Source organism: Neisseria subflava, from assembly GCF_003044935.1.
GTDB classification, from domain to species: Bacteria; Pseudomonadota; Gammaproteobacteria; order Burkholderiales; family Neisseriaceae; genus Neisseria; species Neisseria subflava_E.
The window spans coordinates 1-15,439 of record NZ_POXP01000003.1; the positions used below are offsets into that span (position 1 = coordinate 1).

The following is a 15,439-nucleotide window of genomic DNA, read 5'->3' on the forward strand; positions in this document are numbered from 1 at the left end:
GAAGGGCAGCTGTACGGACGGTGAGGAGATATTTAGGGGCAATGATGCGGAGTGTAAGCCTTTTATGGGGTGACAATAGAGTGGAAAGGAGATAAGAAAGTAAAAAGGACGTGCACAGGCACGTCCTGGGAGAGGGTAGTTTAATTGTCCAGCTAACACAACCAACCTCAGTTAGCTAAGGAAGGAGAAGAAATATTTAGTCTTATCAGATTGGCACACTATCAATTTTCAGACGGCCCTTTGTTATAATCTTCTCTTTACCTGAATATAAAACAGGCTGTCTTATGGAAGTCATCCAATACCCCAATTCTCCGTTTAAACTCCACCAACCCTTTCCCCCCGCCGGCGACCAGCCTACTGCCATTGCCGACCTGCTCGAAGGGCTTTCAGACGGCCTGGCCTACCAAACCCTGCTCGGCGTAACCGGTTCGGGCAAAACCTATACCATGGCGAACGTCATCGCGCAAAGCGGCCGCCCCGCCATCATCATGGCGCACAACAAAACCCTTGCCGCCCAGCTCTACGCCGAAATGCGCGAGTTTTTCCCCGAAAACGCGGTGGAATATTTCGTCTCCTACTACGACTATTACCAACCCGAAGCCTATGTGCCCAGCCGCGATTTGTTCATAGAAAAAGACAGCGCGATCAACGAGCACATCGAGCAGATGCGCCTTTCTGCCACCAAAAACCTGATGACGCGCGACGACGTGATTATCGTCGCCACCGTGTCCGCCATTTACGGTATCGGCGACCCGACCGAGTATCAACAAATGGTGTTGTCCGTCAAAGAAGGCGACACCATCGAGCAGCGCGACATTATCGCCACGCTTGTTTCCATGCAGTACGAACGCGGCGATTTGGATTTTAAACGCGGCAGCTTTCGTGTGCGCGGCGACGTGATCGACGTGTACCCCGCCGAAAGCTCCGAAAACGCCTTGCGCATCAGCCTGTTCGACGACGAAATCGACCGCCTCGATATGTTCGACCCGCTTTCAGGTAGCCTTATCCAACGCGTCGGCCGTTACACCGTCTTCCCGTCCAGCCACTACGTTACCCCGCGCGATACTGTATTGCGCGCCTGCGAGTCCATCAAAGAAGAATTGCGCGAACGCATCGAATTTTTCGCCCGCGAACAACGCCCAGTCGAACAGCAACGCATCGAACAGCGTACCCGCTTCGACCTCGAAATGCTCTACGAAATGGGCTTCTGCAAAGGCATCGAAAACTATTCCCGCCACTTCTCTGGCAAAAAAGAGGGCGAACCGCCTCCCACGCTGATGGACTACCTGCCTGACAATGCCATCATGTTCATCGACGAAAGCCACGTGACCGTTACCCAAATCGGCGGCATGTACAAAGGCGACGCATCGCGCAAGCAAAACCTGGTCGACTACGGCTTCCGCCTGCCTTCCGCCCGCGACAACCGCCCGCTCAAATTCCACGAATTTGAAAAAGTCATGCCGCAAACCGTCTTCGTTTCCGCTACCCCCGCCAAATACGAAGAAGAACACGCCGGACAAGTGGTCGAACAAGTCGTCCGCCCCACAGGGCTGGTCGATCCCCAAATCATCATTCGCCCCGTCGCCACCCAAGTCGATGACTTAATGAGCGAAATCAACGACCGCATCCAAAAAGGCGAACGCGTGCTCGTTACCACCCTCACCAAACGCATGGCGGAACAACTCACCGACTATTACAGCGAACTCGGCATCAAAGTGCGCTACCTGCACAGCGATATCGACACCGTCGAGCGCGTTGAAATTATTAGAGATTTGCGTCTCGGCCTGTTTGACGTACTCGTCGGCATCAACCTCTTGCGCGAAGGCTTGGACATCCCCGAAGTCTCTCTTGTCGCCATCCTCGACGCCGACAAAGAAGGCTTCCTGCGCTCCCACCGCAGCCTGATTCAAACCATAGGCCGCGCCGCGCGTAACGTGAACGGCGTCGCTATTTTGTACGCCGACAAAATCACCGATTCCATGAAAGCCGCCATCGACGAAACCGAGCGCCGCCGCGAAAAACAGATTAAATTTAACGAAGAACACGGCATCGTTCCGCAGCAGATTAAAAAACAGGTCAAAGACATCATCGACGGCGTGTACCACGAAGAAGACAGCGGCAAAGGTCGTCTGAAAGGCAAAAACAAGGTCAAAGTCGGCGAAATCCACAACGAAGAAGACGCGATTAAAGAAATCGCCAAACTGGAAAAAGCTATGCAGCAGGCAGCTAGGGATTTGCAGTTTGAAGAGGCTGCTGTGTTGCGGGATAGAATTCGGGGAATTAAGGAAGGGTTGTTATTTGGAGTAGAGTAAATAATTAGAGAAAGGATATAAAGTATGAAAGACTATATTAATTTAATATTTTTCCTATTAAGCAAAAAAAATATAAAAAAGTTCTTATTGGGAGAATTAGAGCCAACGCCAGAAGAGTTAAGTATCATTCAAACCTATCTTGAAAATATTAGACCGAAATTGTTGCAAGAAAATAAACCTAACTTGATACAGCAAATAGAACAACAAAAGGTGCCTTATTTAAAAGAATTATCAATAGTTGAATTAGATTTTTTATTGTCTAAGAATATTCAACTTCCAGAACTGCTAAAAATAATTTTTGCTAAAGGTGGCATGGCAAAAGGCATTGCAGTAATTGAATGGGATGATACTTTGTTGTGTTATAAAAAACGAAAAGTCTCATTTATAGGGATTAAATTAATCTTTGGTATTTTAGCTGTTTTTGTAATAATTTTATTTATTAATATATTTAAATCATTTAATTGGTCTCAAGGAGCTATTACTTTAGGTGTGGTTTGTTTAGTTATTTTTGTTTTCTTTCCTATTTATGGATTGTTGGGTAGTGAACAACAAATCCAAAAAGAAATTTTTAGTTATGAACAATATAAGCCATTTATTAAGGAATAAATTATTGAGTAAGCACAAGGTAGCCATTTATTAATCACGCCCCTACCTGCTGGCTGTAAAATACATTTATAGAACCATATTTTTAATATAGTCATTTCATAACTGTATCAGAGCATCTTATTTGTTTATTAATACTATTGGATTGAGACCTTTGCAAAATTCCTTTTTCTCCCAACAGTCGAAACCCCAACACAGATTTTCGGCTGTTTTCACTCCAAATATTCACTGATTCTACCCAAATACCCCCTCAATTTTCTCCGGATACCAGATAATCAGCAAGCCGTAGCCTGCATTCTTACCAACCGCGTGCGTGGCTACGCTACATACTACCTGCGGATGGTACAAACTTTTAAGGCCGACGTAGCGGTTTGTTGCTATGATACGGGAGTTCCGATATACAAGGGTGTGTGCGGTACGCACGCACGCGTTTTTTGCTGTTCAAACCATTGTTTCAAATCTTCAGAAGACCTCAAATGTCATCTGAAAACTTTTAGAATAAAGGCCGTCTGAAATCCAATTTTCAGACGGCCTTATTTTTTCTTAATTCAAAGTGTTAGCAGTCAAACTCAGCAATCACCGGCGCATGGTCGCTGGGGCGTTCTTGGGCGCGGGTTTCTAGGTCGACGGTAACGTCGGTAAGAGTGGCGGCGAGTTCGGGGCTGGTGAGGATGTGGTCGATGCGCAGGCCGAGTTTGCGTTGGAACATGGCGCCGCGGTAGTCGAACCATGTGTAGAACGCGCCTTCGGGGTGGACTTTGCGCAGGCTGTCGGTCAGGCCGAGGTCGAGCAGGTTTTTAAACCATTGTCTTTCGATGGAGGAGCAATGGATTTTTTCGTGCCATTTTTCGGGGTCGTAGCAGTCGGCATCAGAGGGGGCGATGTTGAAGTCGCCGAGCAGGACGAGTTTGGGGTGTGTGGCCATTTCGGCGCGGACGAACTCGGTCAATGCGGCAAACCATTGTTCTTTGTATTGGAATTTGGGGCTGTCCAGTGCTTCGCCGTTGACGCAATAGACGTTGATGACGCGCACGCCGTTGATGGTGGCGGCGATGACGCGGCGTTGCGGGTCGTCGGGAAGGGCGGGAAGGCCACAATGTACGTCTTGCGGCTCGTGGCGGCTGATGATGGCGACGCCGTTATAGGTTTTTTGGCCGCTCCAGACGCAGTGCCAGCCCATCATTTGCAGGGCGGCGGCCTGGAATTTGTCTTGGTCGAGTTTGAGTTCTTGTAAGGCGAGTATGTCGGCTTGGTGGTCGGCCAGCCAGTTTTGTACTTGGGGCAGGCGGACGTTGAGGGAATTGACGTTCCAAGTGGCGATTTTCATGATGTTTCCGTGTGTGCTGTTGGGTGGGAAGGCGGCGGATTGTGCCTGTGGGCATGGGCGGTATTGTATAGCGGATTGGTTTATTTTTCGATATGGGCTGAAAGGGGCAGGCAGTCTGAAAGCTGATGTTTCAGACGGCCTTGATATTGTGATGTGGAATAATATGTTTATTCGGCTTGGTCTTTGAGCGTGCGCAGGGTATTGAGGATGGTGGTGGCTTCTTCGGAGATGATGCGGTATTCGATGATGCGGTGGTAGCGTGTGAAATCGATGATGCCTTCGGTGCGCAGGCGTGCGAGGTGGTTGGCGATGCCAGTTGGGGAGGAGTCGAGTGCCTGTGCCAGTTCGGTAATGCTGCGGTCGCCGTCAAGCAGCAGAAAAAGAATGGCCATACGTTCGGGGTTGGCAATCAGTTTGAGAATGGTAGAGAGACGCTTGATTTCCATATTATTGTTCCTTTTGTCTGTTATATGAATGCTTGATTTAGGTTAAATTTGGATGATTGTGGTTTTTATTAAGATTAACCTTATAATTCAAACTCTTACCTTGCAGTGTACACGGTTTTGTAAAATTTGAGGGCATTGTTTTGCAATTTTTTTGTTCATTTTCGATATTTTGCTTCGGTTGCGAAAATGGATTGAAAAGAGACGAAAAGGCCGTCTGAAATGTTCCGTTGCAGACGATTTTGCTGACGGATGTTTCAGACGGCCTTTGATTTGGTTTTAAGTTGTTTTTTCTTTTATGTTTGTTTGAAATCAGTTGATTGATTATTTTTAAACAAACAACAAGGTTTTATGATTATATGCTTAGGACTACACGCCCAGGACTTGTCAGACGCTTGGATGTGTTGTCGAAATGCGACTACTTTTTCTTCCAACCTGCGGTCATGGCGAAGGTGATGGGGTCGTAGTATTTCGGCAGCTTGGACGGAATGCCCACATCGTTACGGTACACGACGCGATAGCGGTCGGCGAACCAGTTTGGAACGATGGTGTATTGGTGGCGGATTAGTCGGTCGAGTGAGCGCGAGGTGGTTTGCAGCTCTTGGCGGTTGGTAAAGCTGTTGAAATGGGTCAGCAGTTTTTCAACCGCGGGATGACAGACGCCGGATAGGTTGCGGCTGCCTTCGGTTTTGGCGGCGGCGCAGCTGAAGTAGTCGTATTGCTCGTTGCCGGGGCTTTCGCTGTTGCCGTAGTAGCCGGTGGTTACGTCAAAATCGAAGTCGTTCATGCGTTTTTGGTACACGGCGGAGTCGGCGGTACGCACGTTCATGGTAATGCCGATTTTGGCGAGGTCGCGCTGCCATTTTGCGGTAATACGCTCGTAGTTTTTGCTTGGGGCGAGGAATTCAAAAGTCAGCGGTTTGCCTTGTTTGTCGACTGCTTTGCCGTTTTTGTATTGATAGCCGCCTTTTTCAAGCAGGGCGCGTGCTTTGAGCAGGTTCGGGCGCACGCCCAGTTTGGGGTCGGTAACCGGCGGCATAGGGACGTCTTGATCTAATACGCCGTCGGGCAGCTTGGTGCCCAATGATTTGAGCAATGCGGTTTCTGCACGGTCGGGCTTGCCGGTTGCGGCCATGGTGCTGTTGGTGAAAAAGCTGTCGGTGCGGCGGTATGCGCCGTAGAAGATGCGGCTGTTGACGCTTTCGTAGTCGAAGCTTTCAATCAAGGCACGGCGGACGTAAATATTGTCCAAGGGCTTGTGGCGCATATTGATGACGAAGCCTTGCATGCCTGCGGTGCTGTTTTGTACCCATTCGTGTTTGGATAGATTACGTTTTTTGAGGACTTCGTCGGAGTAGGCGCGCGCCCAGTTGCGGGCGACGTTTTCTTGTACGAAGTCATATTGGCCACCTTTCAGCCCTTCGATGCGGACAACTTCGTCTTTGACGTATTTGATGCGGATGTGGTCGTAGTTGTAGCGGCCTTTGCGCACGGGCAGATTTTGCGCCCAGTAGTTTTTGTCGCGGACAAACTCGCTGATGCGGCCGTTTTCAGCTTTGGCAAAACGGTAGGGGCCGGAGCCGATGGGTAGGCTGTTGGGCGCGGCGGCCAGGCCTTTGGGATAGCTTTTATGCGAGAAGACGGGCAGGCTGCCGAGAATCATGTGCAATTCTGAGTTGCGCTGCTTGAAGCGGAACACGACGGTGCGGTCGTTGGGCGTTTCTACTTTGGCCACGTCGCTCCAGTAGAAGTGGTACATGGGGGCGGCGGCTTTGTCTTTGGTCAGGATGTTAAATGAAGCGGCAACGTCTTTGGCCAAAACGGGATCGCCGTTGTGGAATTTGGCTTTGGGGTTGATTTTGAAGGTAACGGAAAGACCGTCCGGCGCCAGGGCGATGTCTTCGGCAATCAGGCCGTAAACGGCGTAAGGTTCGTCCATGCTTTGCTCGGTCAGGGTGTCGAGCGTCAGCATACTGATGCCGTATTCGTGGTTGCCTTTGAGGGTAAAGGGGTTGAGCGTGTCAAAAGCACCGAGGAAAGGCGTGGTAAACGTGCCACCTTTTGGGGCGTTGGGATTGACGTATTCGAAGGCGGTGAAGTTGGCCGGATATTTGGGTGGTTGGCCAAGGCCTACGCCGTGGGCGGCAAAGGCGGCAGATGGAATCAAACCAAGCAGAGAGAGTAGGGCTGGTGTTTTCATCTATTTTTCCTTGTAGGTCGAATGTAGTATTCAGTAGTGTGCCGATTATAGCAAAGGCCGTCTGAAACTTGATATTTTTGGTTTCAGACGGCGTCAGGTTTAAGAGGATTGTTTTTTCGTATGGGCGCCGAACTCGGCAAGCGTCATGTTCAAGGTTTCCAAGCAGGGCTGCATAATGTGGTCAACCGTTTGATTGACCTTATCTTTATTAAGCGTTTGCGGACGGTAGACGAAGAGTTTGAACAGCTCTGCCAAGTCGATGGACTCCGCCCCCATTTTCAAGACCCAGCCCTGACGGCCGGAATAGACATAGCCGTGTCGCGCCAGTTTTTCCAAAAGCTCGCCCAATTCGTCAAAGCCCATATTGATATGCCGTCTGAACTCTTGCACCGGCAACGCCTTGCCGTTTTGTTGGGCAGAATCGAGCAGCAACAGGATTTTCAATACATCGTCAAAGCGGCCGCGCGCATCCAGACTGCGGCGGAACGCTTCGCCGCGCCAGTAGGACAGGGACGAGGTCAAAACCGCGCCGCCCAATACCAGCGTCCACAACAGGTTGAGCCACAACAGGAAAAATGGTACTGCGGCAAATGCGCCGTAAATTGATTTGTAGCCGTCAAAGTTGCCCATGTACCAAGCGAATAAAAAGCGTGCCGTTTCCAAGCAAAACGCCGTTACAGCCGCGCCGACCAAAGCATGGCTGGCAGGCACAAAACGGTTGGGCACAAAGCGGTATAAACCCCACAGCAGCACCGTAATAAATGAAACCGTAGTGATAACCCTCAGCCATTCCGAGCCGCCCACTACTTGCACCTGACCGATCACGACCGACAAGCCCACGCCCAAAGACAAAGGTCCAAACGTCAGCAACGCCCAATACACCAAAAACTGCATCATCCAAGGCCGTTGCGAATTGACGCGCCAAATCCGGTTGAACGCATTGTCTATCGTCCGAATCAGCATCAGCGAGGTTACGACCAACATCACACTGCCGATGGCCGTCAGCTTGGTGGCCTTATCGCGGAACGCATTGATGTAGTCGAACACCATATCCGCGCCCTGCGGCACAATGGTGCGGTTGATAAAAGAGACAAATTCCCCCGACCATTGGTCGAAAACGGGGAAGGCCGAAGCGATGACGACCATCACCGTCAACACGGGTACCAAAGCCAAAAGCGTCGTAAACGTCATGCTTGCCGCCACCTGCGGCACACGCTCCTCATCAAAACGGTGCATGACAAACCAAGCAAACGCCACGCCTTTACTCTTTAAAAAACCTTGCCACCATTGCGAAAACGGCATAACCTTTTCCCACTTTTAAATTGAAATTTCTTCTTTTCAGACGGCCTGAGTATTTAAAAGGCCGTCTGAAACCTGACAGCATTGTAACGGAAACCCCAAATGAACCCAAATCCTCTGAAAATCCTCGTCCTCTTTTATTCCCAAAACGGCAGCACGCGCAACCTTGCCCGCCAAATCGCGCGCGGTATTGAAAGCGTGGACGGTTGCGAAGCCGTGTTGCGTACTGTTCCCAAAGTTTCCACCGTTTGCGAAGCCGTTGAAAAAGCCATTCCCGACGAAGGCGCGCCCTACGCGACTGCCGACGACCTCAAAAATTGTGCCGGCCTTGCGCTCGGCAGCCCGACACGTTTCGGCAATATGGCCGCCGCGATGAAATATTTTATCGACGGTACCATTCCCCTTTGGCTCGGTGCAGAACTCGTCGGCAAACCTGCCACCGTATTCACCAGTACATCTTCTCTGCACGGCGGCCAAGAAAGCACCCTGCTGACCATGATGCTGCCCCTGTTACACCACGGCATGGTCATCAGCGGCATTCCCTATACCGAGTCCGCGCTCAGCAATACCCAAAGCGGCGGCACGCCTTATGGCGCAAGCCATGTTTCCGGCCACGACAGCAAGCCGGCATTGACTGCCGAAGAAAACGATATTGCCTTTGCGCAAGGTAAGCGTTTGGCAGAATTGGCAAGAAAATTGGCAGACTGATTACCTTGTAATAAAAAGATTAAGGCCGTCTGAAAACCTGATGATGCGGGTTTTCAGACGGCCTTTTTAGTTAATTAGGACTAGCTTAAAAATAAATATTTTGAATTAAACGAACTACTTAGAAAATAGGGGCTAGAGTATAGTTTCATCGGACTACATCTTTTTGATAGAATCTGCCACCAAATTAAAACATCAGCTAACTGGAGAAGCTATGTCACTACCCGTATTTCCCTATGGCAAATTAAGCTTTGCCGTCAGTCTGGCGCTGTGTTCGGCGTATTCTTTCGCAACCGAAGTAGAAAATACCCAGCCGCAAGAGCGTGTCGATTTACCGACAGTTACCGTCCAAGGTGTCGGAAAACAGACTACTTCCAACTACACCATTCCTGCTTCCTCTGTCGCAACAGGCATCCGCCTGACCCAGCGCGAAACGCCGCAGTCCTTGTCCGTTGTCACAGAAAAACAAATGGACGACCAAGGTTTGGATACCTTGCAGGACGTATTGAAACAAACGCCAGGCGTGTTCCACAGCAAAATGGGCAACAACGTATCCGGCCACAGCCAATTTATTTCGCGCAGTCAGGCGATTGACAGCATTTCCGTAGACGGCGCGCCCAAATTCCTTTACGACGGTAAAGCCATCCGCCGCGGCACCAACAATCTGGACAGCACATTGTACGAACAAGTCGTCGTCGTGCGCGGCGCAAGCGGTTTGTCCAACGGCGGTATGGGCGAGCCGGGCGGTACGGTTGCTTTGGAACGCAAAAAACCGACTGCCAAGCCAGCCATCAGTGTGGAAGCCGGTGTCGGTTCGTGGAAACACTACCGCTTCGTCCTTGATGCCAATCAGCCTTTGAATGCAGACAATACCTTGCGCGGCCGCGCTATTTTGGTCAGCGACCATGGCGGCGATTACCTGCCGAGTACATCGCGCCATAATCACACTTTCTACGGTACTTTGTCTTACGATATCACGCCGCAAACCCAATGGCGCCTCGGTACGGAAATACACCGTTTCCGCAATACCGGCAGCTCGCGTTTCAGCTACCTGACCGCAGCAGGCAATCGTAAAGACGGATTCAAACCGTTTGAGTCTTCGCCACGCAGCAATTCGTCCGCACGCTGGGCATACGGCAAAGACACCAGTGCCGAAGTGTTCACTTCCCTCAGTCATGAGTTTGACAACGGCTGGAAACTGACAGGCGATTACAGCCATGTTTCGGGCAAAAATGACATCGTTTCAGGCATTGCCGGTACTTATGTCATCAAATCCGACTATTCCGCGCTCTTTACGTCTGACCGCGATCGCAGCAAATACCGCGACCAGAATTTTTCATTGGCCTTGGACGGCCATTATCCGGCGTTGGGCCGCTCGCACGAGTTCAATGTCGGCATCAGCTATCAGGACAACAAAGAAAACCTGTCTTTCTATGAAGAAGGCGAGTCGATGATTCCTGATTTGCGCCTCTTTAACGGCAACATCGCCAAACCCGATATGCCATATCTACGCGATGGTTTTTCACACATGAAAAACCTGTCGGTTTACGGCTCGACCCGTTTCAAACTGACCGATAAGCTCGCCTTTATCGGCGGCAGCCGTTTTGTGGATTGGCGTTACCGTTACAGCACTGACCGCAACAAATTCGCACACAGCAGCCACAAACAAAACGTTTTCATTCCTTATTTGGGCGTAACCTACGACATCGGCGACAATCTGACCGCCTATGCATCTTACACCACCATTTTCCGTCCGCAAGTACGTTACCTGACCAAAGACGGCGCGGCGCTCAAACCGCAGCGCGGCAAAACCTACGAGACCGGTTTGAAAGCGTCATGGTTTGAAGGCCGTCTGAATGCTTCCGCCTCCGTCTTTATGAACAAACGCGACCATTTGGGCGTGGTTGCAGGCAAATTCGCGAATGGCGAGGAATACTACCGTGCAGCCGACAACACCACAACAAAAGGCGTGGAACTCTCTGTCGGCGGCCGCCTGAGCGACAAATGGCTGCTGAATGCGTCTTATGCACGTTCCAAAATCAAAGACAGCGAAGGTGTTCAACTGCATCCGTCTTATCCGGTTCATTTGTTCAAACTCTTTACCGCGTATGACGTGACCGACCGTTTGAACCTGGGTGCCAACGTCAACTGGCAAAGCCGCAGCCACACGCTGGATGAATACCCTGCAGACATCAATCCGGCCGCCGCCGCCGCATTGACCCAACGTCCGTACGCAACGCTGGACTTGACCGGTCATTACAAAATTGGCAAATCCACCCGCATCAGTTTGGACTTTGAAAACGTGTTTAACAAACGCTATCGCACCATGCCGGATATTCACGTTTACGGCACGCCGCGTAGTGTGACTGCAACGGTTAAACATACGTTCTAATTGAAAAGAAAAATAGTGCAGGCCGTCTGAAAACCTAAATTATCGGGTTTTCAGACGACCTGAATTTTTTTCTCATATTGTTTTGATGTCAAACCTGACTAAAACTTGCTCGGTATCTTGAGCAAAGAAATCAAAATGACAGGCACAAAAAAGACCGGAACATATCCGGTCTTTTTAATGATTTCGCACTTACGCTTGGTAACCTTTCGCTTCGGCAAGCAGGGCCAGCAATTCTTCAGTCGTATCCCAACCGATGCAGGCATCCGTAATACTTTGACCGTAAACTTCAGGCTTGTCTTGGCGGCCTTCAACCAAGTGGCTTTCCACCATCACGCCCATGATGTTTTCTTCACCGGCTTTCAGCTGCGCCGCAACATCGCGCGCTACATCCATTTGTTTGCGGAAGTCTTTACGGCTGTTGGCATGGCTGCAGTCCACCATCAGTTTGCTGCTCACGCCGGCTTTTTGAAGCTGCGCAACCGCGTCTTTAACGTGTTCTGCGCTGTAATTAGGCTCTTTACCGCCGCGCAAAATCGCATGGCAATCAGGGTTGCCGCTGGTGTGGACAATCGCAGAATGACCGGCTTTGGTTACAGACAAAAAGTGGTGCGGATGATTGGCGGCACCGATGGCGTCGATGGCGATTTTCAGATTGCCGTCCGTACCGTTTTTAAAACCGACAGGGCAGGAGAGGCCGCTGGCCAATTCGCGGTGTACCTGGCTTTCAGTCGTACGCGCACCAATCGCGCCCCAAGAAATCAGGTCGGCGTAGTATTGCGGCGTAATCATGTCCAAGAATTCAGTCGAAGCAGGCATGCCCATTTCGTTCAAAGTCAGCAACAACTGACGCGCTTGGCGCAGGCCGTAGTTAATGTCAAACGTACCGTCCAAGTGCGGATCGTTAATCAGACCTTTCCAGCCAACAGTTGTACGCGGTTTTTCAAAATACACGCGCATTACAATCAGCAGCTCTTTCTCATATTTTTTGCGCAAAGGCAGCAATTTTTGCGCATATTCTACCGCCGCCTTAGTATCGTGAATCGAGCATGGGCCGATAATGACCAGTAAACGGTTGTCGCGGCCGTGAACCAAATCCGAAATCTCATGACGCGTTTTATAAACTAAATTGGCAACCTGAGGCGTAACAGGCAGCTCATACAAATGTGCGATTGGAGGGAGTAACTCTTTGACTTCTTTGATCTTAATGTCATCGGTAGGGTGGTGTTGGGACATGATGGACTCTCTTGTTTATTTTTGATACAGGTTACAGGTTTTAGCAGAATTAAACAAGGCTTAGTTTTTTGTTTTAGCAATTTTATTCTAAAATTTCTTTATTTTAATTATTTTATAGAATTTAAAATCAGTTTGTTTATAAAAATTAATATTTAATGCTATTTAAGAATTTTATTTATATAATAAAGGGTTTTGGGGTTTTATCAAAATACAGGCCGTCTGAAAATGTTCAGACGGCCTGAAGTCTTACATAGACCAAAAATTGAGAAGCGTGAAGGCTATCGATATTGTTCCAGCAAGGGCGAAGAGAAAGGAGTCCAATACACGCCTTTAAGGCCGCTTTCAACCAATTTGTCATTCAACCAAGTGTTACAAGTATTGAATAAATGATAGCGCCCTTTGGCTTCGTAAAAAGCATCGTTAGATTGATGATGAATTCCTTTTAGCAAGATGGGGTGCCCATTTTTTTGTTGAAAACCGGCCAAGAGCGATTTTGTTAAATTCCTGTATTGCTCAGGCGTGACCAAAAATTTGACGACGTGGCTATTTTCTCGTGGTTCAAAAGGATAATAAGTAACATGAATCAGCGTACGGTTCAGCCCGCTTAATGCACCTAAAGCATTGGAGAAAGTCAAATCTTTCCACTCAGGCGTGTATAAATAAAAATTGCGCTCCCCCCAGCCTAAACCGATATGCGTTATTTGAGGATTAGTAGAAAGCGTGTCTTTTGGATTGACGACATTCGACCAATCAAAAATATCATTCTTCAGCGGCATGACTACATCAGTATGCACGCCGTTACTGACTAAAAATAAAGTAATTTCCCCTTTGGGCTGCTCTTCATTAAGCGGCAATGAAGCCATCATCCAAGCAGACAAAAAATACAATAGGGCAAAAATAGGGATAATCAGCGCTATTTTGCCGATTTTTTTGAGGATGTGAAGGAAGGAACGCATTCGTTTTTTTTAAAGGCAATTAAGTTTGAAGGTGTGTATTTTCCATTAAATTTGTACTTTTTTCATTAGAAATGAATAGATGGTATCTTGCGACTAATGATAAAAATGGTTGTTTAACTTGAATAAAAAAAGGCCGTCTGAAATATTCAGACGGCCTTTTTCCAATTAAAACGGGATACCAAATCTCATCTCAATCCATGTTGGAACGCTTATTTTGCAGAGCTGCTGACCTGTTTCATCCAGGCAAATAGTTCGTCCAAGTCATAATCGCCGCCGTGGCCGACATACCAAGGCAGGGCGTAGTCAACGGTTTGGCCGTTGTTTTGCAGTTTGGCGGCTAAGATGGCGGAGACTGCCAGTGAGGTGTCGCGGTCGTTGGTGCCGACGCGGATGCGCCAGTTTTGCGGCAGATTTACGCCCGGTTTGCCGATGTAGTTGAGCGGGTTCATGATTTTGATGGTTTCTTCATCTGCGATTTCGGCGTTGGCGGCGGTGTTGTGTTGCATGGAGAACGCGGTGAAGTGGCGTTTGTCGACGGTATTGGTGCCGAAGAGTTGGTTTTCGCCTGTGCTTAAATCTACGCCGTCAAAGGCCGGCGGTGTTTTTTGGCGGCCGGCGGCTTTGGCGTAGGCATCGAAATCGACGGAGACGACTTTGCCTTTGCGGACGGTCAGCCAAGTGCGGTCTCTTAGGTCTTTGCCTGCATCAAGCTGGGCTTGTGCGGATTGGGCAATTAAACCGGCAATATGGTTTTTAAAGCTGCCGTTGCCTTGGGCGTCCAGTGTCAGGGGTTTGCCTTCGGGGGATTTCAGGTTCAGGCTGTTGAGGTATGCGGGGTATAGGGGTTTGAGGAGGTCGGACAGTTTTTTCTCGTTATCGGTCAGTGTACCTGCGACCAGCTCGCGTTTGACGCGGTAGTCGAGCATGGAAATGTTCATTTTTTTGTAGTCGTTGATACCGTTGAACTGCCATTCGTAAGCCATGTCGGCATGGTCCAAATCGGTAATCGGACAGTAGGCGGATACGGCGAAAACTTTGTCGCTGCCGTCTGCCGCTCCTAAGGCTTCGAGGTGGTTTTCGTAATCTTTTTGGTCGGCTGTTGCGCCTAAGAGGGCGGACATTGCGCCGCCTGCGCTTGTGCCGTTGGAAATGATTTTTTCGGCATCACCGGGCATGACTTTGTCGTTGGCTTTCAGGTAACGGACGGCGGCTTTCAAATCAACGATAGCGGCAGGTGCTTTACCGGTGGGTTCTGTCCGGCCGCGTGCGCCAGGGGATGCGACGACGTAGCCTTTGGAGAGGGCAACCAGGGCGGCGTTGGGCGATTTTTGGCCGTCTTCAGGCTCGCCGCGTTTGCCTTCTAAAGCAGGTTTGCCGGGTTTGGCCGGCATATAGCCGCCGATTTGGTTGGGCAGGAAAATCGGTGCGGTTTCGGCGTTGAAACCGTCTATCTCACCGCCGTTGTAATAGGCTTCGGGTACATAAATATTGATGATTTCGTAACGGGTATCGACAGGATTGCGGACGTAAACTACGCCTTCGTAAGCGCGGAATTTAACCGCCTGACCGTTCACTTCGATGCTTTGTTCGGTGTATTTTTGTTTGGAGAAGTCTAGGTCGTAGGTGTCTGCGGTTTTGACGGAAGCGCAGGCGCTCAATCCCAGCGCGACAGAAACGGATAAGAGGGTTTTGTTTAGGGCGTTCATCATCATACTTTCTGAAGAGGTGAACGGATATGATAACCAATACTCAGGCCGTCTGAAACACCAAGTCGGGTTTCAGACGGCCTGATTTTTTTGTAGCGTTATGCGGTGTTGTACGTTACGTTTGTAAGGTAATATCGGTTTGAATTTTATCTATTTGATAAATATGAATTTAATAAGGCGTTGTGCCTTAAAAAATCTATTGATTCGGTATCTGTAAAAGTTTGAATCTGTCTTGTAAATCAGTATGCAGAACAGGCATTCTT

At 49.4% G+C, this 15,439-nt stretch carries 11 protein-coding genes; 4 read left to right on the forward strand and 7 right to left on the reverse strand.

Features of this window, described 5'->3' with window-relative positions:
• The first annotated feature begins 284 nt into the window (after nucleotides 1-284).
• Both uvrB and DBY95_RS07905 read left to right on the forward strand, forming a co-directional pair.
• A complete protein-coding gene (uvrB, locus tag DBY95_RS07900; RefSeq protein ID WP_107723963.1) occupies nucleotides 285-2,312 on the forward strand; it encodes an excinuclease ABC subunit UvrB in 2,028 nt (675 codons plus the stop codon).
• Between the two features lie 24 nt (nucleotides 2,313-2,336).
• A complete protein-coding gene (locus DBY95_RS07905) occupies nucleotides 2,337-2,918 on the forward strand; it encodes a hypothetical protein (protein ID WP_107723964.1) in 582 nt (193 codons plus the stop codon).
• A 553-nt stretch (nucleotides 2,919-3,471) separates the two neighbouring features.
• Here DBY95_RS07905 and xth read toward each other — a convergent pair.
• The 4 genes from xth to DBY95_RS07930 form a co-directional block, all read right to left on the reverse strand.
• The gene (xth, locus tag DBY95_RS07910; protein ID WP_107723965.1) at nucleotides 3,472-4,242 is read right to left on the reverse strand and encodes an exodeoxyribonuclease III; all 771 of its coding nucleotides are present in this window, start codon (nucleotides 4,240-4,242) and stop codon (nucleotides 3,472-3,474) included.
• Between the two features lie 167 nt (nucleotides 4,243-4,409).
• On the reverse strand, nucleotides 4,410-4,688 hold the full coding sequence (locus DBY95_RS07920; protein WP_049331758.1) for an ArsR/SmtB family transcription factor: 279 nt from the start codon (nucleotides 4,686-4,688) through the stop codon (nucleotides 4,410-4,412).
• Nucleotides 4,689-5,103: 415 nt separating this feature from the next.
• On the reverse strand, nucleotides 5,104-6,885 hold the full coding sequence (locus DBY95_RS07925) for an extracellular solute-binding protein (RefSeq protein WP_107723967.1): 1,782 nt from the start codon (nucleotides 6,883-6,885) through the stop codon (nucleotides 5,104-5,106).
• Between the two features lie 99 nt (nucleotides 6,886-6,984).
• Nucleotides 6,985-8,187, reverse strand: a complete 1,203-nt coding sequence (locus DBY95_RS07930; RefSeq protein WP_107723968.1) for a YihY family inner membrane protein — start codon at nucleotides 8,185-8,187, stop codon at nucleotides 6,985-6,987.
• Nucleotides 8,188-8,286: 99 nt separating this feature from the next.
• Between DBY95_RS07930 and wrbA the strand changes: the two genes are divergently transcribed.
• Both wrbA and DBY95_RS07940 read left to right on the forward strand, forming a co-directional pair.
• Nucleotides 8,287-8,892: an NAD(P)H:quinone oxidoreductase gene (gene wrbA, locus DBY95_RS07935; RefSeq protein ID WP_004520937.1), complete on the forward strand. Its 606-nt coding sequence runs from the start codon at nucleotides 8,287-8,289 to the stop codon at nucleotides 8,890-8,892.
• A gap of 211 nt (nucleotides 8,893-9,103) precedes the next feature.
• Entirely contained in the window at nucleotides 9,104-11,281 is a 2,178-nt protein-coding gene (locus DBY95_RS07940; protein ID WP_107723969.1) for a TonB-dependent siderophore receptor, read from the forward strand.
• 189 nt (nucleotides 11,282-11,470) lie between these two features.
• Here DBY95_RS07940 and aroG read toward each other — a convergent pair whose 3' ends face one another.
• The 3 genes from aroG to DBY95_RS07960 all read right to left on the reverse strand — a co-directional run bounded on the left by aroG (nucleotide 11,471) and on the right by DBY95_RS07960 (nucleotide 15,176).
• The gene (aroG, locus tag DBY95_RS07945) at nucleotides 11,471-12,514 is read right to left on the reverse strand and encodes a 3-deoxy-7-phosphoheptulonate synthase AroG (RefSeq protein ID WP_003683923.1); all 1,044 of its coding nucleotides are present in this window, start codon (nucleotides 12,512-12,514) and stop codon (nucleotides 11,471-11,473) included.
• Nucleotides 12,515-12,792: 278 nt separating this feature from the next.
• On the reverse strand, nucleotides 12,793-13,470 hold the full coding sequence (locus DBY95_RS07955) for a TIGR02117 family protein (protein WP_107723971.1): 678 nt from the start codon (nucleotides 13,468-13,470) through the stop codon (nucleotides 12,793-12,795).
• Between the two features lie 209 nt (nucleotides 13,471-13,679).
• Complete coding sequence (locus tag DBY95_RS07960; RefSeq protein WP_199903879.1) at nucleotides 13,680-15,176, reverse strand: subtype B tannase; 1,497 nt, start codon at nucleotides 15,174-15,176, stop codon at nucleotides 13,680-13,682.
• Nucleotides 15,177-15,439 lie beyond the last annotated feature (263 nt).

Coding starts and splice junctions, on each gene's coding strand:
- DBY95_RS07955 (WP_107723971.1), bottom strand. CDS start 13,470: ATGCGTTCCTTCCTTCACATCCTCAAAAAAATCGGCAAAATAGCGCTG.
- DBY95_RS07920 (WP_049331758.1), bottom strand. CDS start 4,688: ATGGAAATCAAGCGTCTCTCTACCATTCTCAAACTGATTGCCAACCCC.
- DBY95_RS07940 (WP_107723969.1), top strand. CDS start 9,104: ATGTCACTACCCGTATTTCCCTATGGCAAATTAAGCTTTGCCGTCAGT.
- DBY95_RS07930 (WP_107723968.1), bottom strand. CDS start 8,187: ATGCCGTTTTCGCAATGGTGGCAAGGTTTTTTAAAGAGTAAAGGCGTG.
- DBY95_RS07925 (WP_107723967.1), bottom strand. CDS start 6,885: ATGAAAACACCAGCCCTACTCTCTCTGCTTGGTTTGATTCCATCTGCC.
- xth (WP_107723965.1), bottom strand. CDS start 4,242: ATGAAAATCGCCACTTGGAACGTCAATTCCCTCAACGTCCGCCTGCCC.
- wrbA (WP_004520937.1), top strand. CDS start 8,287: ATGAACCCAAATCCTCTGAAAATCCTCGTCCTCTTTTATTCCCAAAAC.
- DBY95_RS07960 (WP_199903879.1), bottom strand. CDS start 15,176: ATGAACGCCCTAAACAAAACCCTCTTATCCGTTTCTGTCGCGCTGGGA.
- uvrB (WP_107723963.1), top strand. CDS start 285: ATGGAAGTCATCCAATACCCCAATTCTCCGTTTAAACTCCACCAACCC.
- aroG (WP_003683923.1), bottom strand. CDS start 12,514: ATGTCCCAACACCACCCTACCGATGACATTAAGATCAAAGAAGTCAAA.
- DBY95_RS07905 (WP_107723964.1), top strand. CDS start 2,337: ATGAAAGACTATATTAATTTAATATTTTTCCTATTAAGCAAAAAAAAT.